Consider the following 21302-nt stretch of genomic DNA (forward strand, 5'->3'; position numbering starts at 1 on the left):
ATATGCATCCGATCGCGGTGAACCACGAGCACACGCCTGCCTGATGTTTTGGCGTCAGCTTTAGACTGAGTGTTGACGTTCGGTGAGCTCTCGCGAACGGGTACTATCGGCCACAACCGGACGTCCGCGGGGCAAGCAGAGTCTGGGCAAAAGCGGTCCTCGCCCTCAATCGAGTCATTCATGACACACAACGAATTGCGCAAGTACCTCGTAGATCACTACCCTGAATCGACGCTTCAGATGATCACGGACGAGCGAAAAGCGGCCCTCCTTGCTGAATATCCGAAGCTGCCCAGTGACTACGTTCAGTTCCTCTGCGAGGTTGGTTTCGGCGCGATCGGAGACGCTCGATATTCGGTCTATGGAGGGCCAGTGGACCCCTCGTTCGTCTTTGATCAAGTCACCGCAGGCGGTTTGCGAGATGTCGTTCTGATCGGCGATGACTTTGCCGGCGGACAAGAGGCTTTTCAGTTCCGGAACGAGGGCACAATTTTCGGCAGCGTCGACAGCTTGAGCGGGCGCTTCGAGCCAGATGACGATGGCACGTTCTCAAAATTCATCGAGCGCTGGTTTGTTGAGTCTGAGCCCAGCTTGACGCTAGTTTGACAGCGACGGTGAAGACCGTTGCAGGCCTGGAATTGATCGCTAGTGCTTCGGCTACAGTCGGCCAATTTCGGACATTCACCCGTATTTCTCCAGCTCCTCACATCCTCATGCCACGCCGCGACTATTCCGAAGACGAAGACTTCTATACGCAGGACTTCAGAAGTCCAGGCGAAGTGTCAATCTGGCTTGGATACTCACAAGATGTCGATCAATCGATCGATGTCCTGCAAGATCTTTGCGGAGTCGGCTACTACAGCCTGGACGAGCAAGAAGCGAACTGCTTTTCGTTCGAGCTGACAAAGGTGGAGCGCCTGCTTGAGGAGATTTCGTGCGCTGCCAGTTTCGCAGCCGCGGCCGTGAGAGCGGCAGAGAACCGGAAGCTTTCAGAGGCGCGCTGGATAACTGTTCAGTTCGATTTTGCCTATGCACCAAAAAGGGTGATAAGGCCCATCGCCGTTGACCCAATATTCTTGGGCGTGTTTCGCTACTCCACGGAATAGCGCACTCTGCCGACGGTCCGCTTTGTAGAAGACGACCGGCTGCAACGGCCCCATAGCTGAAGTTAACCTGCAGCCAACAGAAGCGTCGAAGGCTTCTGGAGCCCTTCATAATCAAAACCTACCCCCCGCTTGTTCGAGATGCCGACCTTTCGTCATGGATAAATTCTTGCTGCAACAGCAGGTGCTGGAACGGCTCGCCGAAGACCTGCTGCAAGCCGAGCAGGCAGTGCGGGCGGCCCATGAAACGGCGACTCACGAAGAAAACATCGCCGAAAACAAATACGACACATTGGGACTCGAAGCCGCCTACCTGGCCACTGGCCAAGCTCGGCGCGCCGAAGCCATACGCCAGGCGATGGCCAACTGGCGCCGATTCCGCCCGCGTCCCTACGACGCCATCAAAGGCATACAGCTCGGCTCGCTGGTCTGCCTGGTCGATTCCGACGACAAGCAGCAACAGCTCTTTCTCGGCCCGGATGGCGGCAGCATGAAGCTGGCCAGCGGCGCTCAGCTTGTTCAGGTCATCAGCAGCGAAGCACCTTTGGGCAGGGCCATGCTGGGCAAATGCGAGGGTGATGAGGTGTCACTACAGGTGGCTCTAACCCGACAGCAGTTTGAGGTGCTGCGGGTTCTTTGAGCCGCAAGCAAGTTCACGCCGAATTGGCCGAGGTCAGCAGATGTGCAGGCGTCGTGAACGTACCGACTGGCTAGCAAGGTCAGCAGTACTTAAACCGGCCACTGGTCGAGATAACACTGGCGCATGAATGACCGCTGCGTGGCCAAGACCGTGAACTCAGGAGGCCGATATCACCGGCAGCAACCGCTGCATTGCTATCGAGCGGCGGGGTGCCCAGAGTGGCTGGACTCCTGTCTGTCTTGGGTCAGTAGGCACCCATGTAGTCGCGCTTGCCGATCTCGATACCGTTGTGGCGCAAGATGGCATAGGTGGTGGTCACGTGGAAGAAAAACTGCGGCAGCCCATAGTGCAGAAGGTATGCGCCTGCGGTCAGCTTCTTTTCCTTGGGGGTGCCGGGGCGCAATACGATCTCGCGGCTCTCGCTTGAATCAAATTGCTCAGACTTGAAGGAGCCGATATGGGCCAGAGCCTTGGCGATCAACGCTTGCAGGTCGGCGAAGCTGACCTCGGTGTCGGGCCAGGACGGCACCTCGGCACCAGCCAGGCGGGAGGCAATGCCCTTGGAGAAGTCTGCGGCGATCTGTACCTGACGTACCAGCGGAAACATGTCAGGGAACAGCCGCGCCTGCAGCAGCGCATTGGGATCGATATTTTTTTGCGTCGCGTGGTCTTCGGCCTTCTTGAGCACGTCGGACAGGGCGTGCAGCATCTGCTGCAGGACGGGAACGGAGGCGTTGTACAGCGGGCTGGTCATAGTGAGTTCACTTTTAAAATTGGGCGCGATGGCCGGAGTTGGCGTGGCAGAGGTTCTGCCGACCATGTAAGGCTAACAGCACAGGGCGAACTGAATCGCCTCGGCGTTTGTGGCCAGCTTTTCTTTCCGCTGGTAGTCGGAGCAGCCGCGTTGAAGGGCAGTTCACTGGCAAGAAGCGGACGTCAATTGCAGACGCACGACAGACCGCGATCGCTGCACAGCCGACTTCTTGAATCGAGCCTTTACGTCAACACTCGGCCGCCTATCGCCTTCGACGGAGCCAAGCCCTCTGACTCACATTCAGAACAAGCAGCGATGCCGAGATACGCGCTCGCATCGCTGCTTCAATCGTCGGTGATCGATTGGCACGGCACCCCATTGCCGCGCACGCGCCGAACCTCATTCCGAGGTTCAGCCAACCCGCATCAGGTTCGCAAGAGATACGCGCTGGCGCACTGCTGATGCAGCTCCACCGCCGCATCCACCATCTCAGCCGCAATCCAGATCACATTCTCCAGATGCCCCGGCGCGGGCCCTCCAGACCAATCGATGCCTTCGCCGTGGCAGCACCACAGCAGCGACTTCAACTGCGCCAGTTTGTTTTCGAGAAGATCCGATGCGCTGGGCCCGTCCGTGAGGGCCGGGGCGTCGGGAAGTACCGGCGTGGGAGGCCGGGCTATAGTTCGTCTAGCCATGTGGTGTGCTCGCTTTCCAAAGTATTGGCACGTCATGTGGTCAGACGGTCGGGGGTCTGAACCTCCCCCGACCGTCGCCTTTCTGCTTCGCGTTCGCCTCCATGCGCATCGCACAGAAGCCCGCCGCGAAGCGGTGCGGTTCATCCAACCAGGTGCTGTTGCGTGTGATGCCTTCCTTGCCCACAGAGTGGGTCGTTGAGTGACGGGGCCATCCACTTTAGAGAGAGTCAGCGCGGGCAGGGAAACTGAATGCGCTAGTAAGTCTCGAATCGCGCAGGTTTCACTTCATCACTTTGGGGCACGAGCTGCGGCATCGCGAGGCGGCGCATCGGTGACTGCGCGAGTGGCTCGGCGCAAGTGTGCAGATGCGTTCGCAGCGCCGCAGTCCTCGAACACCGCGCTTGCGTTTTCAGGCGAGCGACTTTGGCGCCGCCTCTCCCCACATCAAGCCGCGTTGCGGCGCAGGAACATGTGCGTAGCGCGCTCGCCCGCTACCTGCCGTTCGCAGCTGTAGCCCAGCGCCGGCAGGTCCAGCCCCGCCAACAGCGCCTCGCCTTTTCCGAGCAGCACCGGCAGCACTGCGAGGTGCCGCGGGCCGGCCAGCAAGAAACTTAAATCTTTTGGCTCAACCTTTTGTGCGAGGTTCTTTTTTCATTCGAAGAATGGGGCATAGATTGAGACGCCAAGCCTCGTGAAGCCACATTGCGCTGGTATGGTGCGCGGTTGCATTTTCTCCTTGCCCGCACTGCTTGCATCGCCAGTTGTCTTTGCGTCGGGCCCGACCCATGTCCATGAGCCACGCCAGAATCTTTCCTCGCTACTCCTTCTATTGCGTGCTCGGCGGTCTTGCCGCCCTCTATGTCTTCCTGGCGATGATGCTGGTGCCGATCAAGGTCTACATCCTTCCGTACCTCATCACACCAGCGTTCATTCACCACAAGGGCGCGATCGTCGTTCTCTTTCTGGCCGTTCCCTCGGCGATCTATCTGATCTTCTGGCAGGGCAGCGACTTCTTCGCATGGCTGCGCACGCCGGCGCAAATGACGGTGGGCGCGCAAGGCCTGCGGCTGGGCGATCGCACGCTTGCCTTCGCAGACGTCACGCGCTTTCGCCACCGCCACAACCGCAACCACGTGCTGCTCGATACCCGCGACGGCAAGACGCTGCGCCTGCGCCTGAACCTGTGGGACGCGCCGGATGCGCTGCTCGCCGCCATCGAAGAGGCCGTCGGCGCCACGATGGCGCGCGACGTCGAGCGTCGCCTGCACGCCGGCGAAACCGTGAAGTTCGGTGCGCTCGGCCTGCAAGCCGAAGGCCTGGTGCACAAGGGGCAGCTGATTGCGTGGTCGAGCATCGACACCATCCGCACGCAGTCCGACGAGGACGGCATGGAGGTGGACGAGCACCTGGTCATCGTCGCCCAGGGCAAGTCCCGAAAGATCGACCGCTCCAAGATCGACAACGAGCCCGTGCTGATGGCCTGCCTGATGCAGCGCCTGCCCACGCACTGATTTTTTTCTTCTTCTTCCTCCTCTTTTTCTTCCTCTTTTTCTTTCCGCTTTTTTCAACCACGCCAACACACGCTCACAGCGCATCAGTCAAATGGAAATCTACAGCTCCGCCGCCCAACAAGAAAAGACCCGCCAGGACCGCCCCGTTTTCTATTCCCGTTCGCGGCTCATTGCGGGCACGGTGCTGTGGGCGGCAGTGACCGTGGTGCTGGCGGTGCTGTGCATCCGCGCGCAGGACAAGAACAGCGGCATCCTCATCGCCGCGGGCTTTGCATTGCTCACGGCCTGGCTCACGTTCAAGTGCCTGAGCACGCTGCGCAACATCGAAAAGCCCGCGTTCGTGATCGGCCACCAGGGCCTGACCCTGGAGAACGGCATGCTGCTGCCGTGGCCCAACATCGTGGAGAACATCTGGGTCAACCAGAACTACATGGGCATCCCCATCGGCAAGCAGATCCAGATCAAGACCGACCTGCCCAAGCCGCAGGCGCGCGTGCTGCGCCGCGCCACGGCGCTGGAGATTTCGGGTGACGAGTATCTGGCGTTGTGCGACGCCTATCGGTAAGAAGTCGACGACTTGAGCACTGCGCAATGCGCGCCCGATCAACCGCGGCGCCACCTTGCTGGTGTGCGCCGTGCGCTGCGGGCGGGGCTGCATCACGGTGGCGGCTGCAAGCGCATCGACGGTGCATGGGCCACTGCCATGACTCAAGCCACCATGGCGACTTCGATCTCGCCCTGAGCACGCGTTCTGCAGCTGCACGTTGGCCTTTTACTTTGCACGCCATGCCCACCATCCTTCATCTCGTTGGCCCGGGTGGCTCGGGCAAGACCTCGGTGGGGCCCTTGCTGGGGGCTCTGCTGAACTGGCGGTTTCTCGACCTCGACGCGGAGTTCATGCGCAGCGAGGGAGACATTGCGCAGTGCATTGGCACCCACGGCCATGAAGGCTACGCGCGGCGCAATCTGTCGGTCTACCTCGCACTCAGGCAGGCAGCGAATGTGCCGACCGTCCTGGCACTGTCTTCGGGCTTCATGGCCTACGCGGCGGACATCGATCCGGGGTACGCGACAGTGCGGCGCGACATAGAAGCGAACCCGCTCACCGCGCTGCTCCTGCCTTCATTCGAGCTGGAGCCCTGCGTTGAAACGATCGTCAAGAGGCAGCTCGCACGGCCTTATCTGGCGGGCAACAGCGCGCGAGAGGAGCAACGCATACGGGAGCGGTTCCCGCTTTTCATGGCACTCCAATGCACCCGTTTTCGAAGCGACAGCTCACCAATGCAGATCGCTTCGGAGGTCGAGCGCTTCGCGAGATCGACGTTGTCGACGCTTGCTGGCGAGCACATGCAGTCGGTCGTCAGCAGACCTTCGACACGACCCACATGAGAGCACATCTGCCGCCCCGTCACTGCGCAAGCAACTCGCATCGGCCCGCAGCGTTCACCTAAAGTGACTGCCTTAACAACCAGGCATCTTCTACCTGGCGCAGGCGATCGATAGGATTTTCGGCTTCCTATCCTTCGAGACAAAGAATTCAATGAAGAAGCGCCTCCTTGCGATCGCGATCTCGGCCATCGCCGCATTCCCTGCCTTCGCCGAGTATCCCGACAAGCCGATCACGCTCGTGGTGCCGTTCGCCGCCGGCGGGCCGACCGACAAGGTGGCGCGCGACTTCGCCGAGGCGATGCGCAAACAGCTGGGCAACGTCGCCATCGCCGTGGACAACAGCGGCGGCGCGGGCGGCACGCTCGGCGCGGCCAAGGCGGCGCGCGCGGCCAATGACGGCTACACGCTGCTGCTGCACCACGTGAGCATGGCGACCTCGCCCGCGCTGTACCGCAAGCTCCCCTACGACACGCTCAACGGCTTCGAGTACCTGGGCCTCATCAACGAGGTGCCGATGACGGTCATCAGCAAGAAGACGCTGCCCGCCACCAACTTCGCCGAGCTGCGCAAGTGGCTCGAAGCCAATGCCAGCAAGACCAACCTGGCCAACGCCGGCATCGGCTCGGCCTCGCACCTGTGCGGGCTGATGCTGCAGAACGCCTTGAAGCTCGAGGTGCAGACCATCCCCTACAAGGGCACCGCACCGGCGATGACCGACCTCATCGGCGGCCAGGTCGACGTGATGTGCGACCAGACCACCAACACCACCGCGCAGATCGAAGGCGACATGGTGCGCGCCTATGCGGTAACGACGCAAAAGCGCCTGAAGACGCCCGCGCTGGCCGCGCTGCCGACGCTGGACGAGAGCGGGCTGAAGGGCTTCAACGTGAGCATCTGGCACGGCCTCTTCGCACCCAAGGGCACGCCCAAGGCGATCACCGACAAGCTCAACGCGGCGCTGAAGGTGGCGCTGAAAGACCCGGCCTTCGTCAAGAGCCAGGAGGGCCTGGGCGCGGTCATCATCAGCGACGCGCGGGTCAACGGGCCGGAGCACAAGAAGTTCGTCGAGGCCGAGATCCAGAAGTGGGGCGCGGTCATCAAGGCGGCCGGGCAGACCGCGGAGTGATGCGCATGAAAAACGTCATGACGAATCCGAATCGCCTCCGGGTGCAGCTTCTAGCGCTGGCTGTGCTGGCGCCGTTCGCGGGCGCCGCCTTGGCCGCCTCGCCGAAGTTCTCGATCGAACTCGTGGGCGGCCGCATCAAGGGCGACGACACGCTGAAAGTGAAGCAGGGCGACCAGGTGCAGGTGAGCGTGGTGAGCGACCAGCCCCTGGTGCTGCACCTGCACGGCTACGACATCGAGACGAAGGTGGTGCCGCCCGCGCCCGCGCTGATGGCCTTCAAGGCCGACCTGGCGGGGCGCTTTCCGGTGCACGAGCATCGCAGCGGGGCAGGCAATCACCGCGCGGTGATGTTCATCGAAGTCCACCCATAGGCGCGCTCTGAACTCCTTTCGATCCGCCTTCGGCTTTGCCGCGGCGTGCGTGACCGGACGCGCCAACGCGCATGGCTTCGGCCAGCGCTTCGACCTGCCGCTTCCGCTGTGGCTCTGGCTCACGGGGGCGGGCGCGACGCTCGTGCTGACCTTCGTGGCGCTCGCGTTGTTCGCGCGGCGGCGCGACTTCGGCGCGGCATTCCTGCGCAGCGTCGACCTGCTGCAGTTCGCGGCGCTGCGCCGCATCGCGCATCCGCTCGCGGTCGTGCTGCGCGTCTTCAGCTGCGCGGTGTTCGCGCTGACGCTGGCCACCGGCTTCCTCGGCAACGACGATGCGTATGCGAACCTGATCGTCACGATGGTCTGGGTGCTGTGGTGGGTCGGCATGGCGTTCTTCTGCGCGCTCGTCGGCGACCTGTGGGAAGTCGTCGATCCGCTGCCCACGGTGTACCGCGCGGCCGCCCGCCTGATCGGCCGGCGCGAATCGCTCGGCTTGCCGTGGCCATCGTGGCTGGGCGCATGGCCCGCGGTCATTCTGTTCTTCGCCTTCGCATGGGCCGAGCTGGTCTGGCAGGACAAGGACGTGCCCCGCGCGCTCGCCTCCGCCTTGCTGGCCTACGCGGCGTTGAGCTGGTGCGGCATGCTGCTGTTCGGCGTGGAGGTGTGGCGCAGCAAGGCCGATGCTTTCGCGATGGTGTTCCGCGTGCTCGGCCGCTTCGCGCCGCTCGAGCTGCGCAGCGCGACGCCCACCGAGCCCGCGCGCTTGCGCCTGCGTCCTTACGCGGCCGGTTTGCTGACAGAGGGAGCGGTGCCCAATTCGGTCGCCGCGTTCGTGCTCTTGATGCTCGCCACGGTCACCTTCGACGGCTTGCACGAAACGCCGCTGATGGACAGCATCGGCACCGCCGCGCAGACCGCGCGCCCGGTGGCCGAGGCGCTGTTCGCGCTTTCATCCGCGACCGGCATGGACGAGACGCAGTGGCTCAACACCGTGGTGCTGCTGCTGTTTCCGCTGGCCTTCATGCTGATCTTTCGCGTCGTGAGCGCGTGCATGCTGCGCCTGGCCGGCAGCTCGGCGCATGCGGACCTGAACGCGATGGTCTGGAGCCTGGTGCCGATCGCCGTGGCTTACCACCTCGCGCACTACGCATCGCTGCTACTGACCACGGGGCAGTTCATCGTCCCGCTCGCGTCGGACCCGTTCGGCTGGGGCTGGAACCTGTTCGGCACGCGCGGGCAGGCCGTCAACCTGGGCATCGTGAGCCCGGCCGGGTACTGGTACACGGCCGTCACGCTGATCGTCGTCGGCCATGTGCTGGCAGTCATCGTCGCGCACATCGAGGCGACGCGCCGCTTCGCGAGCCACCGTGCGGCGTTGCTGAGCCAAGTGCCGATGCTCGCGCTGATGGTGGCTTATACGAGCCTGAGCCTTTGGATCATGGCGCAGCCCATCGTGGGCTGATCGCCGTCTCCGGCATCAACTGATCGATCGCGCTGCAGCTGGGGCGGCTTGCCGCTGACGCGGCAGCTGCTCGGCACCCGCGCGCGTTGCCGGGTCTTCGAACTCCAATCGTCGATGGCGGCCATGTCGATATCGCCCGGCAAATGGCTCATCGCACGGGCCTGGAGCTTCGGGCTCGCGTTGCCGAACTCGAACACCACCAGTGCATGGTCTTGATGGGATAGCGCACCGGCCATGTCCTCGCCCTTGGGCGCCGCATGCAAGCCATCGACTGCACGAGCGGTTCGTGGTCGGCGAGCCGCATGCCATCGAGCGGGGAAGGGGCGGCCGCGGCATGAAGCGTGAGCAGCGAGCCTCGGTTGTCGACAAGGCTCGCGACAAGGTCTGCGAACCGGCTGGAGCCAAAAGAAAAGCCCCCGACTCGCCAGGAGCCGGGGGCTTGGGGGTCGGGTCGTCAAGACGACCCGAGCGAGGTGTGGATCAGCTCTTCACATTCGCCACCGCCAGCTTCCCGCCGGCCTGGAGATAGCCATTGGTCGTGAAGGAGCAGCCCTCGGTGCAGGTCAACGAGAAGAAGCCCTTGTTCGCGCCGTTGTCGGTCACCTGAAGGCGGAACTTCGCCGGCTGGTCGTTGAAGGTGCCGGCACCGTCGATCTGCACCGAGTTCTTCGTCGCCGTGACCTGCGCGCCATCCGCATCGATGGCCGAGCCCAGGCGCGTCACCGAGGTCAGCTGCACCTTGTTGCCTGCGCCATCGATGCTCAGGCTGGCGGTGGGGCCGTCCTTGCCGCGGCTGGCCTCCAGCGAGACCGTCACGTCACCCTGCGCGGTGGACACTTTCCCCTTGACGCTCGCGCTGCGGCTCATGCACGCGTTGTACTGCGGGTTGGTCAGCTCGATCGACACCAGTCCGCCCTGGTTCCAGCCCGTGTAGTACAGGCAGTTGTCGGCGTCGTAGCGCGGGTCGGGGCGCGAGAAGTCCATCTTGCTGGGCGTGTTGCGCCGGGCGACGTAGTAGCCGATTTCCTTCGGGCTCGTCGGATCGGTCCAGTCGGCGAAGCGAATGCCGCCCGAGGCCGCCGCGTACACCGCCACGCGCATGTTGTTGCGGTCGTCGAAGTTCAGGTAGTGAACCATCGGCACGTTGCCGCCCTGCGCCACCAGCGTCGGGCACACGCTGGCCTTGTTGGCATCCTGCTCGAAGGTGCCGACGATCTTGGGGTTCTTCTCGTCCGAGATGTCGATCATGCGGCCGAAGCTCTGCTGCTTGCACTGGTTGGGCAGGCCGTTGGTGTCGCTGGTCGTCAAGGCATACGACTCGTCGGTCGAGACGATGTACTCCTTGCCGTTGACGTGCCGCACCCACTCGGTCGCGTGCGTCGCCGAGGTCGAGCTCATCCGGGCATAGCCGCCTTGCTCGAACTCGGGGTTGGGCTGCTGGTCGCACCACGAGAGGAAGCTCACGTACTTCAGCTTCGGATCGGCCACCCGCTTGACGATGTCGCTCGAGTCCATGACCAGCAGGCCGTTGGCGCAGGTCTGGTCGCGCCAGAACGTCGTGCTCGCGGTCGGCAGGTTGCCGGCCACCTGGCCGCCACCGCCGTACACCGCCAGATAGATGCGCGTGCCGTCCGGGTTGGTGCTCACGTCATGCACGTTGGTCGCCGCCATGATCCGCCAGTTCTTGTTGCTCTTCACCTCGTCGGGCAGCATCGAACGGTTCCAGCTCAGGAGCAGCTTCGGGTTCTTCGGATCGTCCAGGCTGGTGATGTGCACGTCGACGCGCTTGTTGTCGATGGTGTAGTTGGCGAAGTTCTCGTCCGTGGGGGAGGTGCCGCCCGTGATGAGCGTCGTGCCGCCGTCCTTGGCCGTGGTGCCGAACGGCACGCCATACCAGGTCTTGCCGTCCGGCGAGAGCCAGCCGTCGTGGTGGCCGCCGGAGGACTGGTAGCTCGCGTTCAGCGGCACGGGGTGCAGGCAGTCGCTGACGTCATAGACGTCCACCATCTTGTTGTCCTTGTAGCCGGCCACCAGGAGGTCGCCCGAGAGCTCCAGGCCCGAGTAGGCCTCCAGCGCCGCGGGGGTGCGCAAGATCTTCCCGTTCGGGTTGACGGGGGTGGTGGCGCTGGTCTCTTCGCCGAACTTGTTGGTGCTCGTTGCCGCGACGCTGGCCGACGGCGCGGTGCCGACGACCGTGGTATCGCCGCTCGCGGACACGACCTGCATTTTCGAGGGCGTCTTCATGTCGAACACGATGATGCCGGTGGTGAGCGCCGCATCGCCGCCCGCTGCGCCGTCGCGATTGGAGGCATAGGCGCAGCGCGTGGTGCCCTTCGCCTTGATCTGCAAATCGCCGAAGGCGCCGCGGCCGAACAGCGTGTGCTGGGCGACCTTTCTTGCGCCGCACCAGTAGCCCTGGAAGCCATCGGGGTTGGCGGTTGCGTCGTACATCGCCGACTTGGGGATGTGGCCATTGACGCCCGGCTCTGCCTGGTCGCCAAGCCCGGCCTCGCAGATCCTGGGCGGTGTCACGTAGTCCTGGGCCACGGGCGTGGTGTCGGCCGGTGGCTGCTCGACGCCGGCCGGTGGCTGCGCAGGCGGAATGATGATGGGCGGCGCGCCGCCGCCGTCGTTGCTGCCGCCGCACGCGGCGAGCAGCAGCGCGCTGGAGAGCGCAGCCACCAACAACAAGTTGGCTTTGGAGGGTTGTCTTCTTTTCATGGTTCTTCTTTCTCTGTCAAAAAAACACGGGGAGCAGGGAGCGGGGGAGCGTCTTCGCCTCAATGTCCGAAAGGGGCGGGGTCTCCCGCCCATGCCGGTTCCACGTCCGGGGCATGAGGGGGAGCGGGTGAGGGCGCCGGCACTGCGACGGTCCGGTCGGCTTCGATCACGATGGCCTGCCCCGCGCCAGCCAGCACGACGCTGTCGGCGCCGATCGCGCTGACGGTCAGGCCTTCGACGTGGGCGCCGACGCGCAGCTGCACCAACTGCGCGTCGGCCGTGCGACGCATGAGCGCAAAGCTGTCGACGCCATCGGCCGCCACGACCGTGCCGACGAGCTTGAGCGCCGACGTGGAGCGTGCGGCGTCGAGCGGCTTGGCGGCCTGCGGCATCGGCATCGGAGCGATCGCCGGAGCTGGCGCGGATGCGATCGGTGGAGTCGGTGCAGTCGGCACGGGCACCACTGCGTCATCGGACGATGGCCACCACCACGGTGCTGCCAGCGCGACGACGAGCACTGTCCCGAGCCACAAGAGCCAGCGGGTGCGATGCGTCACGGAAGCCGGCATGTCGGGTGAATGTGGTGTGGAGTGGCCGGAGAGATTAGTTGCGAATCCCCTGCTTCAGAAGATGACCAACGGTTGACTCGTTCATCGCAGGTGAGCGCATGAATCGACGTGACGCGCTCCGCGCAAAGCCGCGCGGACACTGGCGTTGCGGCGCGAAAGCGGGGCGCTTTCCTTGCGCTTGAACGCTGCGCGCGATGCGTTGCCGTGCCCTTGCACGCGCGCGCGGCGTCGGTAACATCGCCGACTTTCAAATCAATGAGGCAAGGGACAGCGATGCTGCTGACGACATGGATGCTGGCCGGCGCGCGGGCCTCGGTGATGACCGCTGTGATGGCCGCGGCCTCGTTGCTCACGTTGCATGCCGCGGCCGATCCGGCGCGGCTCGATGGAATACAGATCGCCGGTCACGACGCGGTCGACCCCGCGGTGCGGCGCTTCACCGCCAAGGTGACCCGCGTGGGCCAGGCCAGCAAGGCGGGCCGCATCTCCACGCTGCGCTTCGAGCCGATAGGCCCGGGCATGGTGGCGCCCAAGCGCAATGAATTGCGCGGCTGGCGGCTGACCTTCATCCGGGGAAAGATGTTCGGCAAGACCTTGTGGCTCAAGAGCAATACGCCCGACGAGCTGACGGTGCGCAACACCGATCCTTCGATGGAAGGCGTGACCGAGGGCGACATCGTCGTCATCGAGTTGATCGACCCCAAGGTGGTCGATGCCAATGCGTAAGTCACCGCGCGCGGAGATGAGGATGCACCGCGGTGCGCGCCTGCTGCTCGCCGCCGCAAGCCTGGCCCTGGCCGGCACGGCGTGGGCGCAGACCGTGAAGCTGCCGGCCGATGCGGTAGACGGCTTTCACGCAGCGCTCAAGCGCAAGGACACGGGCGGTGCGCTCTCCTACCTGGACCGTTCGCTGCTGGTGTTCGAGTTCGGCGTCACGGACCCGACGGTCGAGGCCTATGCGTTGAGCCATCTGCCGGGCGACATCGACATGGCCGCCGTCTCCGACTGGACCTTGCAGGCCCGCCGCGTGGGCGGCAGCGGCAACGAGCGCTGGGTGCTCAGCACCTACCGCGTCACCGGCAAGCTGCCCGATGGCAAGCCGATCGACCAGGTGATGCAGGAGACGGCGATCGTGCGCCGCGCCGGCGAGAGCTTTCGCATCGTCCACTTCCACTGGTCGAGCGACAAGGCCTGGGCCCAGCCACCGCGGGTCGCGGCGCCCTGACGCCGCTCGTTCCACGACGGGCCGCGGCCTTCGCGCGCCATGCGAACACCAGCGGTTAACTCGTTCACCGCAGGTGGGCAGACGGGCTGTCGCAGTCACGCACTTCGAGAATTCGCACAGCGTGGCGGTGTTGCGCTGCACCCCCTGCGCGCGCTTGCGATTGCACTGCGCCGAAGGGGCCCTTGCCGGATAATCGTTTAGATCACAACGAAAATTACATACGAGACACTGTGCGCGAGGCCCATTTAAGAGATTTGATAGCAGTCATCGAAACAGGCAGTGTTCGATCCGCCGCGCGCAAGCTCGGCCTTGCGCAGGCCGCCGTCAGCAAGAACCTCACCGCGCTCGAAAAATCGTTGGGCGTGCCGCTGCTGGTGCGCTCCGCGCGGGGCGTCGAGCCCACCGAATTCGGCCGCATCGTGCTGCGCCGCGCCCGCATCGTCGATGCGGAGCTGCGCCACATGCAGGAAGAGATCGACAGCCTCAGCGGCGACACGCACAAGCTGATCACGGTGGGCCTCTCGGCCACCGCCGAGGCCATGCTGCTGCCGGTGGCCGTGGCACGTTTTCGCGAGCACACGCCCAACGCGCTGGTCAGCGTGCTCGGCGGCCGCTCGTCGTCGACGATCGCGGCGCTGCGTGAAGCGAAGATCGATTTCGCGGTCGGCCCCCTGCCCACCGACCAGAGCGTCTCCGACCTGCACACCGAGCAGCTGTGCAGTTCCGACCTGGGCGTCGTCGTGCGCGCGGGCCACCCGGCGGCCGATGCGCGCGACCTCGCGAGCCTGGTGCCCTACGGCTGGCTCTACAGCGTGCAGCAGACCGGCGGGCCGGCGATCGTCTCGCTCATGCGCAAACACGGCCTGCCCGATCCGACGCTGGTGGCGCACTGCGATTCGTCGAGCGCGTTGATCTCCATGCTGCTGCAGAGCGACTACGTCACGCTCAACAGCCTGGCCGCGCTGGAGCCGCTGCGGGCAGAGGGGCTGCTGAAGGTGCTGCCCATCGCGCTGGACCTGCCGCCGGCCGTGCAGTACCTGATGACCCCGACGATGCGGCCGCTGACCGCACCCGCCGCGGCGCTCGCGGCCGAGTTCCGGCGCGCGTCGCGCAGGCTGCGGCGGTGAACCGCGGCACGTCGGTCACGCGGCGCGCGATGCTCGCCGCCATGGCGGCGGCCGGCCTGTACGGTCGCGATGCGTTGGCCAGCAACGGCACGAGCCGGGCATTGCGCATGATCGTGCCGCAGGCGCCCGGCGGTGCCGCCGACTTCATGGCGCGCCTTGTCGCCAAGGACCTCGCGGGCACGCTGGAGCGGCCGGTGTTCATCGACAACCGGCCGGGCGGCGGCATGATCATCGGCACGCAGGCGGTGGCAACGGCCGCGCCCGATGGCAACACCTTCGGCATCGTGTTCTCGCCGCACGCCGTGAACCAGGCGATGCGCCGGCACATGCCGTACAACGCGCTGACCGATTTCAAGCCCGTCCTGCTCGGCGGCCATTCGATCGTCGTGCTGGTCGCGCAGGCGGACTTCGCCGCCCGCAGCGTGGCCGAGGTGATCGAGCTGGCGCAACGCGCCGATCCGCCGCTGCAGTACGCCTCGCTGGGCATCGGCTCGGTGTCGCACCTGGCCGGCGAGCTGCTCGCCATCGAGGCCGACGTGCCGCTCGCGCATGTGCCCTACAACGGCAGCTCGCAGGTCTACCGCGCGCTGATGGGTGGCGACTTGCCGCTCGCATTCGTGACGCTGGAGTCCGCACTGCCGCACCTGCGGGCGCGGCGCATCCGGGCACTGGGCATCACGAGCGCGCGGCGGGTTGCGGCGTATCCGCAACTGCCCGCCATTGCGGAGTCGGTGCCCGGCTTCGAACTGGTCGGCTTCTATGGCTTCGTCGCGCCGGCCCGCACGCCGTCGCGCTTCGTCGACACGCTGAGCACCGAGATCGCAAGAACGCTGCAGACCCCGCACATCCGCGACCGGCTGGCGGGCGATGGCGTCGTCGTCTCGGTTGAGCCGCCGGAGGTCTTCGCCGAATTCCTGCGCCAGCAGATCGACAAGTACGCGGCGCTGGCCAAGCGCACCGGCATCAGGCTGGACTGAGAAGAGGCATCTTCGGCCAGAGGCGCGTCCGGCGTCGTCGATGTCCGGAGGGGGCGGCCCGGCTCTTCTCGGACCCGGCCTCCACCCGCTTGTGCTTCTACTTCTTCGCGAACTTCAGGTGGACCACGTTCGGCGTCGCGACCGTCTTCACCATGGCAAGAGTGCGCAGGGCGTTGGCGTCGTCGAACAAGCGCTCGCCACCGCCGAGCAACGTCGGCACCAGATGAAGCTGCATTTCGTCGACCAGGCCGGCCTTCAGGTACTGCTGCGCCGCGCGGGCGCCGCCCGCCAATGCCACGTCCTTTCCGGCGGCCGCGCGCCGCGCCTGGTCCAGCGCGCTCTCGATGCCGTCGGTGACGAAAGTGAAGGTCGTGCCGCCCTCCCTGACCAGCGGGTCGCGCGCGTGATGCGTCAGCACGAACACCGGGTGGCGAAACGGCGGATTGCCGCCCCACCAGCCGTTCCAGGGATCGGTCGTGTTCCACGGGCCCGGGCCGCCACCGAACATGTTGCGGCCCATGATGGTCGCGCCGATGTTGGCGAGTTCTTCCTCCATCACCGGCGTGCTCTCGTTCGCCACGCCGCCTTCCAGGCCATGCGGGCGCCGCCAGGCCTCCAGCGGGAAGACCCACTCGTGCAACTGCTCGCCGCCAGCGCCCAGCGGTTCCTGCAGACTCTGGTTCGGACCGGCGACGAAACCATCCAGCGACATCGAGATCCTGAGTCGAAGCTTTGACATGCGGTTCACTCCTTGGTGCAAGGCAGTCATGAAACAAGAAGGGGTTCCGGCTTGTTCAGATTGCAGATGGAGCGGCGAGTCTAGGAGTTGTGGATTTGCGCGGCAAGGACAACGGAACCTCGGTTTCTGCCAACAGAGGGCTGGCGTTAGATCTGTGGCGTCGAGTGACCGGGCCGAACCCTGCGAGAGCTACAGTTGGGCCACGAGTACGCGTGGGGTTGGTTTGATTGCCCCTAAGATCCTGTGGTTTCGCCGGACACGCGGATATGTTGTTCTGAATTCGGGAGGCTGAAAACTCGGCAATGTGCGCGCCAAGATGGTGTCGATCTGAGCCAACATCCGGCTAGGAACCGACCTTCGTGAAGATCGACTACTCGCGCGTTTGCCCCAACAGGTGCACCGGCCCAGTTATATTCCGCGGGGAGCAAGGGGTCGTATGCATCCGCCAGTAGTCGAATTTCAGACGTTTGTTGCGCGACGTAGGCGCACCAGATAAATCCGACAGGTCTCGATGTTTCAGACACGCGCATATTTGCAGGTCATCGCCATAGCAGGTTTGCTTGGCGCGCTCTTCTTCGGCGCGCAATGGCTCAGGCTCCCCAGCGGCCTGACAAAGGCCGCGTCACAGATGGAAATTGTGGACGCAGAGTACATAAAGTCTCGCTGGCCGCAAGCGAGATTTGTGCGCCATGACGGTACCTTCAAGCAGGTCTCGTGCGGGAGGGTCGGCCCTCTTTGTACACGCCTCAAGAGCGCGTCAATCAAACACCTTACAGTTTGGTTTGTTCCTTCGACACTCGGCGAGGAACCTTGGGTGGTGATGGTCGAGTCAGGAAGTCAAACCCTACTTTCTGAGGGGCAGCAGCAGGCGGCCCTCGACGACTTCAAGGCAAAGCCCGCGCTCATAGCTGGATTCTTCCTGCTGTTGTCGCTCGTGGGATTCTTCCTTGCTCGCCTGAAGCCTCGAGGCTTCAGGCACCGCCATTCCGGGCGCATTGACGGCCAAAGTAGGTAAATCTTGAGCGTCTGCCGTTGAGTCTGCAGGCTTCCAAAAGGCTCTCGGTATGAGGCAAAGGCCGCGAGACCACGACCGGCTACAGTCGGCCACAACCAGCCCTTCGCCATTGACTTCCGCCTCCATGAATGCAAGCCAACTCCTTCTCGGCCTCCTTGTTGCCGTGTTTTTTGGCGTGTTCGTTTGGGACCGATACAACCACCACAAGGCACAACGGATAGGTTCCTCTTGGAATTGCTTTCGATGCGGAGTGGAATTGGGGCCAATGCAGTCCGTTCACATTCGCGTAGCCGGTGGCCCGGAGGTGGCAACATCCGCCCGGGCGTGCAAGAGGTGCGCGAGACGCGACGCTCGCATCTGGTGGGCAGGGATGGGACTTGTGTGCATCCTGCTCGCAGCTACCGCCCTCCTGTTGATGTTGTCGTAGCACCGACTCGCATCACGCCCAATGTCCCACATTGGAGCAGGCGGAAAGCAGGTTTCGGGGCCCCCTTGCTCCCAGGCCGAGACAGGCTACAGTCGGCCAAAACCAGACGTTCGCCTCTAGGGCTGAATTCGGCCACAAGCGGAAATTCATGCCCCTTTGCCATGAAACTTGAAAAGTCCAACGACGCGAGACCGCGCGGCCTTCGGCAGCGATGGAGCGAGCCGACTTTCCATTCGTACGTGATTCCATTGGTTCGACAACTCCTTGAGGCTCGCGAGCTACATGGACATGCCGACCTGCGAGGAATGGTCATGGCTGCGGACGGTGCAATTGACGAACTGACTTCCGCCAACCTCTTTGAGGTCAAGATGTCAGATGTTGACCTTTCGGGCGCACTGCTGGCGACGTCCATGTCGAGTGCGAAATTTCTGCGGGTTCGCTTTGACAACGCAACGCTTGACCGTGTTCTGGCCAAGAAGGCCGTCTTCGAGGCGTGCAGCTTCGCCGGTTCCAAGCTCACTTTTCAGGCAGATGACGCCGTGTTCAATACATGTGACATGTCGAGCGCCAGATTCCTGGGCACCGGCTCTCTCCAAGAGTGGGGCGCACGACGGGCGAAATTCACGAACTGCGATTTGACGGACGCCTTATTCAAGCGAGTCGAGTTTCGAGCATGCGAGTTTGACAACTGCAAGTTTGACGGCTGTGTGTTCGAGCGATGCGATTTGCGAGGCGCGAAGTTTCTTGGTGCCTTGCCTGTGCTGAAGGACTGCACAGTTTGAACAGCGGGGCCGCAGTCGCAGCGAAGCGTTGAACGTCGGCTTTGGGTCAACGCGTACAGCCGCTTCGGGCCCGAAGCGGCTAGGGTATGCAGCTTTAAGCTAGGCTCGTGTACGTTCACCAGTGCGTACCTCTTCGACCAAGGAAATCCATGGCAAAGATGATCTTCGTCAGCCTTCCCGTTGCTGACCTCCGAACCTCGATCGCCTTCTACGAGGCGCTGGGCTTCCGGCAAAACCCGAAGTTCAGCGACGACTCTTCGGCATGCATGGTGTGGAGCGATGCAATCCACACGATGTTGCTGACGCATGACAAGTGGCGCACCTTCACGGAGCGACCGCTGCCGGCGCCCGGAACCGCCGGGGTGATGCTGTCCCTGGCCTTGGAGAGCCGGGACGCCGTGGACGCGATGAACCGTAACGCAGCAGCCAATGGCGGGAAGGCAGATGTCAATCCGGTACAGGACTTGGGGTTCATGTACGGCCGAGATCTCGCCGACCCCGATGACCACCTGTGGGGGGCGTTCTGGATGGACCCGAACGCGACTTCGGCCTCTGAACCTCAGGGCTGATGCTGCCGTCGACTGCACTGAGAAGCGCCTTCATTGCTCAATCAAAGTGGGCGTGTACGCCGAATCAACGTCGATGGATGAGGTGAAGGCTTGGGGCACCATCCTGCCGATGCCGCGCGACACATCGCGAACGCCCTGCATGGCGGGTACGGGCAAGATTCCGCGGATGCGTTGCAGAAGATTCAGGCGCAAATGAACGCAGAGCTGGATGCCCCAGTTCACCTGCCGAAGGTGAGTTCATCAAGCGTCACTGACGTATCGTCAAAGTTCGCTCAGCGTCTTTCGCGCCGGCAGCACGATCGGCGAAAGTCGGCCAGAAGCGGTCGGTCGTCCCGTCGGGCAACTTTGGCCAGCACCGGACATTCGACAGCCCTGCCGATCAGGGCGTGGGGTGTTTTGAATCTCTGGCTATGCGTCGCTCGGCAATTGACTTCAAGTCTGACCAGATCTCAAGCTTTGAAATGGCCGCGGCGTGCCCTTGTGCTGCTGACGCACGCAGCAAGACGTCAGCGCGCATGAGGTCCGACAGTGAGCCGCTCTTCATTGCTTGGACGTACAGTTCCCCCGAAAAATGGAACTGTGCCTCGGGGTCGCCGGATTCGATTTGCTCTTGCCATTCGGTCACCATCTCCGCATGCGCTGCGTGGGCTTCAGATTCGTAGTCCCTGATACAAATTTTCGTCTGGCTGTTCAGATCTATGAGAGAGAAGACGAGGTGGCCGAGCGACTTCTCAGCGTCATCGGCAGATTGCTCGCGAAAGAATGCAACCTCAGGGGCCACCCCGTCGAACTCCTTCGCTCGAATTGCCGCAGTGTTTTCCACGTCGGTTGAATAGAAGATGACCTTGCCAAGCAGTTCGTCATAGTGAACAACCAAGTCTCGCTTCTTGTCAGCCATTCGCCGGTCTCCCTGAGAGGTCCATTTGATGCCGCATTCTGCTGTACAAGCAGCGCATGGTGGTGGTCTGCCCAGGCAGAATGTCAGCCGTCTGGCCGACTACGGCAGCCGGCCGGGAGCGGTTGGTCGCTCTGGTCCGTTGTGGATCAATTCATGATTCAGGTGCCAGCGGCGAGTGATCCAAACCAACGGGCGTCCATGAGAAACAAGCGCTTCCTCTTCACTCTGTTAGCTATCGCAATCACCGGGTTCGCGACGCCGTGGCTGGTACCCCAGGCCTGGTTGAGCTACATCCTTGTGACTTGCATCGTTCTTGGACTCGTCTGGGGCGTGCTCTCCGCAAACAGCGCCAGAGGCGGCGAACTGGGCCCGGGGCTCGGGGCGCTCTCTTGGCTGGTGCTCGGCACGGAACGGCCTGCAGCAGAAGTGGCTGACAGGCGTGCGTTGGCTCTGTTCTGGACCACGGTCCTCTATGCGGGTTCTTTCTGCGTTGGGGCATTCGCGGCAGTTCTCGCATGACGTTTGCGAGCGCCTGTGACGGGCCCAGAAGCAGACGCCCAACCTTGACTCGGCAAATCACGGGAACAGCATGAACTTGGTCTCCACTGGCGCCTTCGACCGCCTTCAGCAAGCTCTCACGGCCGAGCTTCTGCGAACAATCAAGGCTGAGCTGGAGAAGGTCGAGGCGCCCGAAGATTTGGTCGAGCAGCTCACGGGCAGCATTGGTTTCGCGGTGGCGAGCCTCATCGACGACGCGGCAGGTTTCCAGACGGATGGTGAAAGCGTCTCGCCGCTGCTGACGTTTCTTACCAGCGAGCAAACCTTGGAGTTCTGCGGCGGCAACTCATACATGCATGAATACGTGCACCGACTCTTGCCGAAGCTCTTTCACTCAGAGGGCTAGCACTGGCCCCGCTGGGGCGGACGCTCCGGCAGAATCCGGCCAATAGCGGAAGTACGCATGCGGGGCAGAGTTGCCACAAACCGATCATCCAAAAACATTTGAGCTTGGAATATGCCGCCAGTCTTGATTCGCCTTGATCCTCGCCGCATGGAGAACCCAAATACCAATCTTCTGCGCCTCGCACCTGATCGCCCGGCTGACGTTTCGAGCGGAAGTCTGATGGACAGCAGCTGCGACCAGCTTCACCCCGATGCTGTCGATCAGCAGGCGCAACCCCGTGCTGCTGCTCGCTGCGCTG

Annotated in this window: 28 protein-coding genes; 18 read left to right on the forward strand and 10 right to left on the reverse strand. The window is 63.6% G+C overall.

What is annotated here, in order from left to right:
- The first annotated feature begins 180 nt into the window (after positions 1–180).
- From BM133_RS03080 to BM133_RS03090, 3 genes are all read left to right on the forward strand, one after another.
- Positions 181–606, forward strand: a complete 426-nt coding sequence (locus tag BM133_RS03080; RefSeq protein WP_093431563.1) for a hypothetical protein — start codon at positions 181–183, stop codon at positions 604–606.
- An 8-nt stretch (positions 607–614) separates the two neighbouring features.
- The gene (locus tag BM133_RS03085) at positions 615–1106 is read left to right on the forward strand and encodes a hypothetical protein (RefSeq protein WP_256219039.1); all 492 of its coding nucleotides are present in this window, start codon (positions 615–617) and stop codon (positions 1104–1106) included.
- Between the two features lie 154 nt (positions 1107–1260).
- Complete coding sequence (locus BM133_RS03090) at positions 1261–1743, forward strand: GreA/GreB family elongation factor (protein WP_093431565.1); 483 nt, start codon at positions 1261–1263, stop codon at positions 1741–1743.
- A gap of 244 nt (positions 1744–1987) precedes the next feature.
- Here the strand turns inward: BM133_RS03090 and BM133_RS03095 are convergent, their stop codons facing one another.
- From BM133_RS03095 to BM133_RS03105, 3 genes are all read right to left on the reverse strand, one after another.
- Complete coding sequence (locus tag BM133_RS03095; RefSeq protein ID WP_093431566.1) at positions 1988–2497, reverse strand: DUF1993 domain-containing protein; 510 nt, start codon at positions 2495–2497, stop codon at positions 1988–1990.
- 425 nt (positions 2498–2922) lie between these two features.
- A complete protein-coding gene (locus BM133_RS03100) occupies positions 2923–3192 on the reverse strand; it encodes a hypothetical protein (RefSeq protein ID WP_093431567.1) in 270 nt (89 codons plus the stop codon).
- A gap of 444 nt (positions 3193–3636) precedes the next feature.
- Positions 3637–3798 (reverse strand): hypothetical protein, encoded by a 162-nt coding sequence (locus BM133_RS03105; protein WP_371286304.1) that lies wholly within the window; start codon positions 3796–3798, stop codon positions 3637–3639.
- 185 nt (positions 3799–3983) lie between these two features.
- On the opposite strand from BM133_RS03105, the gene BM133_RS03110 reads away from it, so the two are divergent.
- The 6 genes from BM133_RS03110 (at position 3984) to BM133_RS03135 (ending at position 9051) form a co-directional block, all read left to right on the forward strand.
- The gene (locus tag BM133_RS03110) at positions 3984–4703 is read left to right on the forward strand and encodes a hypothetical protein (protein ID WP_093435002.1); all 720 of its coding nucleotides are present in this window, start codon (positions 3984–3986) and stop codon (positions 4701–4703) included.
- A gap of 91 nt (positions 4704–4794) precedes the next feature.
- Positions 4795–5268 carry a hypothetical protein gene (locus BM133_RS03115; RefSeq protein WP_093431569.1) on the forward strand — a complete coding sequence of 158 codons (474 nt, stop codon included), beginning with the start codon at positions 4795–4797 and terminating at the stop codon, positions 5266–5268.
- Positions 5269–5489: 221 nt separating this feature from the next.
- Positions 5490–6092: a shikimate kinase gene (locus BM133_RS03120; RefSeq protein WP_093431570.1), complete on the forward strand. Its 603-nt coding sequence runs from the start codon at positions 5490–5492 to the stop codon at positions 6090–6092.
- A gap of 151 nt (positions 6093–6243) precedes the next feature.
- Positions 6244–7218 (forward strand): tripartite tricarboxylate transporter substrate-binding protein, encoded by a 975-nt coding sequence (locus BM133_RS03125; RefSeq protein ID WP_093431572.1) that lies wholly within the window; start codon positions 6244–6246, stop codon positions 7216–7218.
- A 17-nt stretch (positions 7219–7235) separates the two neighbouring features.
- Complete coding sequence (locus BM133_RS03130; RefSeq protein WP_143100053.1) at positions 7236–7589, forward strand: hypothetical protein; 354 nt, start codon at positions 7236–7238, stop codon at positions 7587–7589.
- 49 nt (positions 7590–7638) lie between these two features.
- The gene (locus BM133_RS03135) at positions 7639–9051 is read left to right on the forward strand and encodes a hypothetical protein (protein WP_093431575.1); all 1413 of its coding nucleotides are present in this window, start codon (positions 7639–7641) and stop codon (positions 9049–9051) included.
- Here BM133_RS03135 and BM133_RS34440 read toward each other — a convergent pair.
- The 3 genes from BM133_RS34440 to BM133_RS03145 form a co-directional block, all read right to left on the reverse strand.
- Positions 9003–9314 (reverse strand): hypothetical protein, encoded by a 312-nt coding sequence (locus BM133_RS34440; protein WP_143100054.1) that lies wholly within the window; start codon positions 9312–9314, stop codon positions 9003–9005. The genes BM133_RS03135 and BM133_RS34440 overlap by 49 nt on opposite strands.
- 217 nt (positions 9315–9531) lie before the next feature.
- The gene (locus tag BM133_RS03140; protein ID WP_143100055.1) at positions 9532–11772 is read right to left on the reverse strand and encodes an LVIVD repeat-containing protein; all 2241 of its coding nucleotides are present in this window, start codon (positions 11770–11772) and stop codon (positions 9532–9534) included.
- A 59-nt stretch (positions 11773–11831) separates the two neighbouring features.
- Entirely contained in the window at positions 11832–12341 is a 510-nt protein-coding gene (locus BM133_RS03145) for a hypothetical protein (RefSeq protein WP_143100056.1), read from the reverse strand.
- A 273-nt stretch (positions 12342–12614) separates the two neighbouring features.
- Here BM133_RS03145 and BM133_RS03150 point away from each other — a divergent pair, with 273 nt between their 5' ends.
- The 4 genes from BM133_RS03150 (at position 12615) to BM133_RS03165 (ending at position 15670) form a co-directional block, all read left to right on the forward strand.
- On the forward strand, positions 12615–13067 hold the full coding sequence (locus tag BM133_RS03150) for a hypothetical protein (protein ID WP_093431580.1): 453 nt from the start codon (positions 12615–12617) through the stop codon (positions 13065–13067).
- Between the two features lie 16 nt (positions 13068–13083).
- On the forward strand, positions 13084–13566 hold the full coding sequence (locus BM133_RS03155; RefSeq protein ID WP_143100057.1) for a Cif family virulence factor: 483 nt from the start codon (positions 13084–13086) through the stop codon (positions 13564–13566).
- 254 nt (positions 13567–13820) lie between these two features.
- The gene (locus BM133_RS03160; RefSeq protein ID WP_143100058.1) at positions 13821–14693 is read left to right on the forward strand and encodes a LysR family transcriptional regulator; all 873 of its coding nucleotides are present in this window, start codon (positions 13821–13823) and stop codon (positions 14691–14693) included.
- Positions 14690–15670: a tripartite tricarboxylate transporter substrate-binding protein gene (locus BM133_RS03165; protein ID WP_093431584.1), complete on the forward strand. Its 981-nt coding sequence runs from the start codon at positions 14690–14692 to the stop codon at positions 15668–15670. Before BM133_RS03160 ends, BM133_RS03165 begins: the two co-directional genes overlap by 4 nt.
- A 97-nt stretch (positions 15671–15767) precedes the next feature.
- On the opposite strand, the gene BM133_RS03170 is transcribed toward BM133_RS03165, so the two are convergent.
- Positions 15768–16409 (reverse strand): dihydrofolate reductase family protein, encoded by a 642-nt coding sequence (locus BM133_RS03170; protein WP_093431586.1) that lies wholly within the window; start codon positions 16407–16409, stop codon positions 15768–15770.
- Between the two features lie 511 nt (positions 16410–16920).
- Here BM133_RS03170 and BM133_RS03175 point away from each other — a divergent pair.
- The 3 genes from BM133_RS03175 (at position 16921) to BM133_RS03185 (ending at position 19202) form a co-directional block, all read left to right on the forward strand.
- Positions 16921–17424 (forward strand): hypothetical protein, encoded by a 504-nt coding sequence (locus BM133_RS03175; RefSeq protein WP_093431587.1) that lies wholly within the window; start codon positions 16921–16923, stop codon positions 17422–17424.
- 588 nt (positions 17425–18012) lie between these two features.
- On the forward strand, positions 18013–18633 hold the full coding sequence (locus BM133_RS35095) for a pentapeptide repeat-containing protein (protein ID WP_177224704.1): 621 nt from the start codon (positions 18013–18015) through the stop codon (positions 18631–18633).
- 149 nt (positions 18634–18782) lie between these two features.
- On the forward strand, positions 18783–19202 hold the full coding sequence (locus BM133_RS03185) for a VOC family protein (protein ID WP_093431590.1): 420 nt from the start codon (positions 18783–18785) through the stop codon (positions 19200–19202).
- Positions 19203–19232: 30 nt separating this feature from the next.
- Here the strand turns inward: BM133_RS03185 and BM133_RS03190 are convergent, their stop codons facing one another.
- Complete coding sequence (locus BM133_RS03190; RefSeq protein ID WP_093431592.1) at positions 19233–19424, reverse strand: hypothetical protein; 192 nt, start codon at positions 19422–19424, stop codon at positions 19233–19235.
- Between the two features lie 157 nt (positions 19425–19581).
- Positions 19582–20100 carry a hypothetical protein gene (locus BM133_RS03195; protein WP_093431593.1) on the reverse strand — a complete coding sequence of 173 codons (519 nt, stop codon included), beginning with the start codon at positions 20098–20100 and terminating at the stop codon, positions 19582–19584.
- A gap of 198 nt (positions 20101–20298) precedes the next feature.
- On the opposite strand from BM133_RS03195, the gene BM133_RS03200 reads away from it, so the two are divergent.
- The gene (locus BM133_RS03200; RefSeq protein ID WP_143100060.1) at positions 20299–20619 is read left to right on the forward strand and encodes a hypothetical protein; all 321 of its coding nucleotides are present in this window, start codon (positions 20299–20301) and stop codon (positions 20617–20619) included.
- A gap of 70 nt (positions 20620–20689) precedes the next feature.
- Positions 20690–21004 (forward strand): hypothetical protein, encoded by a 315-nt coding sequence (locus tag BM133_RS03205; RefSeq protein ID WP_093431596.1) that lies wholly within the window; start codon positions 20690–20692, stop codon positions 21002–21004.
- An 84-nt stretch (positions 21005–21088) separates the two neighbouring features.
- Here BM133_RS03205 and BM133_RS34445 read toward each other — a convergent pair whose 3' ends face one another.
- Entirely contained in the window at positions 21089–21277 is a 189-nt protein-coding gene (locus BM133_RS34445; protein WP_143100061.1) for a hypothetical protein, read from the reverse strand.
- Between the last annotated feature and the right edge of the window lie 25 nt (positions 21278–21302).

The organism is Variovorax sp. 770b2, assembly GCF_900115685.1.
Lineage (GTDB): Bacteria > Pseudomonadota > Gammaproteobacteria > Burkholderiales > Burkholderiaceae_C > Variovorax.

Bases quoted from the DNA above. Each gene is read 5' to 3' on its own strand.
- BM133_RS03080 (WP_093431563.1), top strand. From the start codon at position 181: ATGACACACAACGAATTGCGCAAGTACCTCGTAGATCACTACCCTGAA.
- BM133_RS03090 (WP_093431565.1), top strand. From the start codon at position 1,261: ATGGATAAATTCTTGCTGCAACAGCAGGTGCTGGAACGGCTCGCCGAA.
- BM133_RS03095 (WP_093431566.1), bottom strand. From the start codon at position 2,497: ATGACCAGCCCGCTGTACAACGCCTCCGTTCCCGTCCTGCAGCAGATG.
- BM133_RS03100 (WP_093431567.1), bottom strand. From the start codon at position 3,192: ATGGCTAGACGAACTATAGCCCGGCCTCCCACGCCGGTACTTCCCGAC.
- BM133_RS03110 (WP_093435002.1), top strand. From the start codon at position 3,984: ATGAGCCACGCCAGAATCTTTCCTCGCTACTCCTTCTATTGCGTGCTC.
- BM133_RS03115 (WP_093431569.1), top strand. From the start codon at position 4,795: ATGGAAATCTACAGCTCCGCCGCCCAACAAGAAAAGACCCGCCAGGAC.
- BM133_RS03120 (WP_093431570.1), top strand. From the start codon at position 5,490: ATGCCCACCATCCTTCATCTCGTTGGCCCGGGTGGCTCGGGCAAGACC.
- BM133_RS03125 (WP_093431572.1), top strand. From the start codon at position 6,244: ATGAAGAAGCGCCTCCTTGCGATCGCGATCTCGGCCATCGCCGCATTC.
- BM133_RS03130 (WP_143100053.1), top strand. From the start codon at position 7,236: ATGACGAATCCGAATCGCCTCCGGGTGCAGCTTCTAGCGCTGGCTGTG.
- BM133_RS03140 (WP_143100055.1), bottom strand. From the start codon at position 11,772: ATGAAAAGAAGACAACCCTCCAAAGCCAACTTGTTGTTGGTGGCTGCG.
- BM133_RS03145 (WP_143100056.1), bottom strand. From the start codon at position 12,341: ATGCCGGCTTCCGTGACGCATCGCACCCGCTGGCTCTTGTGGCTCGGG.
- BM133_RS03150 (WP_093431580.1), top strand. From the start codon at position 12,615: ATGCTGCTGACGACATGGATGCTGGCCGGCGCGCGGGCCTCGGTGATG.
- BM133_RS03155 (WP_143100057.1), top strand. From the start codon at position 13,084: ATGAGGATGCACCGCGGTGCGCGCCTGCTGCTCGCCGCCGCAAGCCTG.
- BM133_RS03170 (WP_093431586.1), bottom strand. From the start codon at position 16,409: ATGTCAAAGCTTCGACTCAGGATCTCGATGTCGCTGGATGGTTTCGTC.
- BM133_RS03175 (WP_093431587.1), top strand. From the start codon at position 16,921: ATGTTTCAGACACGCGCATATTTGCAGGTCATCGCCATAGCAGGTTTG.
- BM133_RS35095 (WP_177224704.1), top strand. From the start codon at position 18,013: ATGAAACTTGAAAAGTCCAACGACGCGAGACCGCGCGGCCTTCGGCAG.
- BM133_RS03185 (WP_093431590.1), top strand. From the start codon at position 18,783: ATGGCAAAGATGATCTTCGTCAGCCTTCCCGTTGCTGACCTCCGAACC.
- BM133_RS03195 (WP_093431593.1), bottom strand. From the start codon at position 20,100: ATGGCTGACAAGAAGCGAGACTTGGTTGTTCACTATGACGAACTGCTT.
- BM133_RS03200 (WP_143100060.1), top strand. From the start codon at position 20,299: ATGAGAAACAAGCGCTTCCTCTTCACTCTGTTAGCTATCGCAATCACC.
- BM133_RS03205 (WP_093431596.1), top strand. From the start codon at position 20,690: ATGAACTTGGTCTCCACTGGCGCCTTCGACCGCCTTCAGCAAGCTCTC.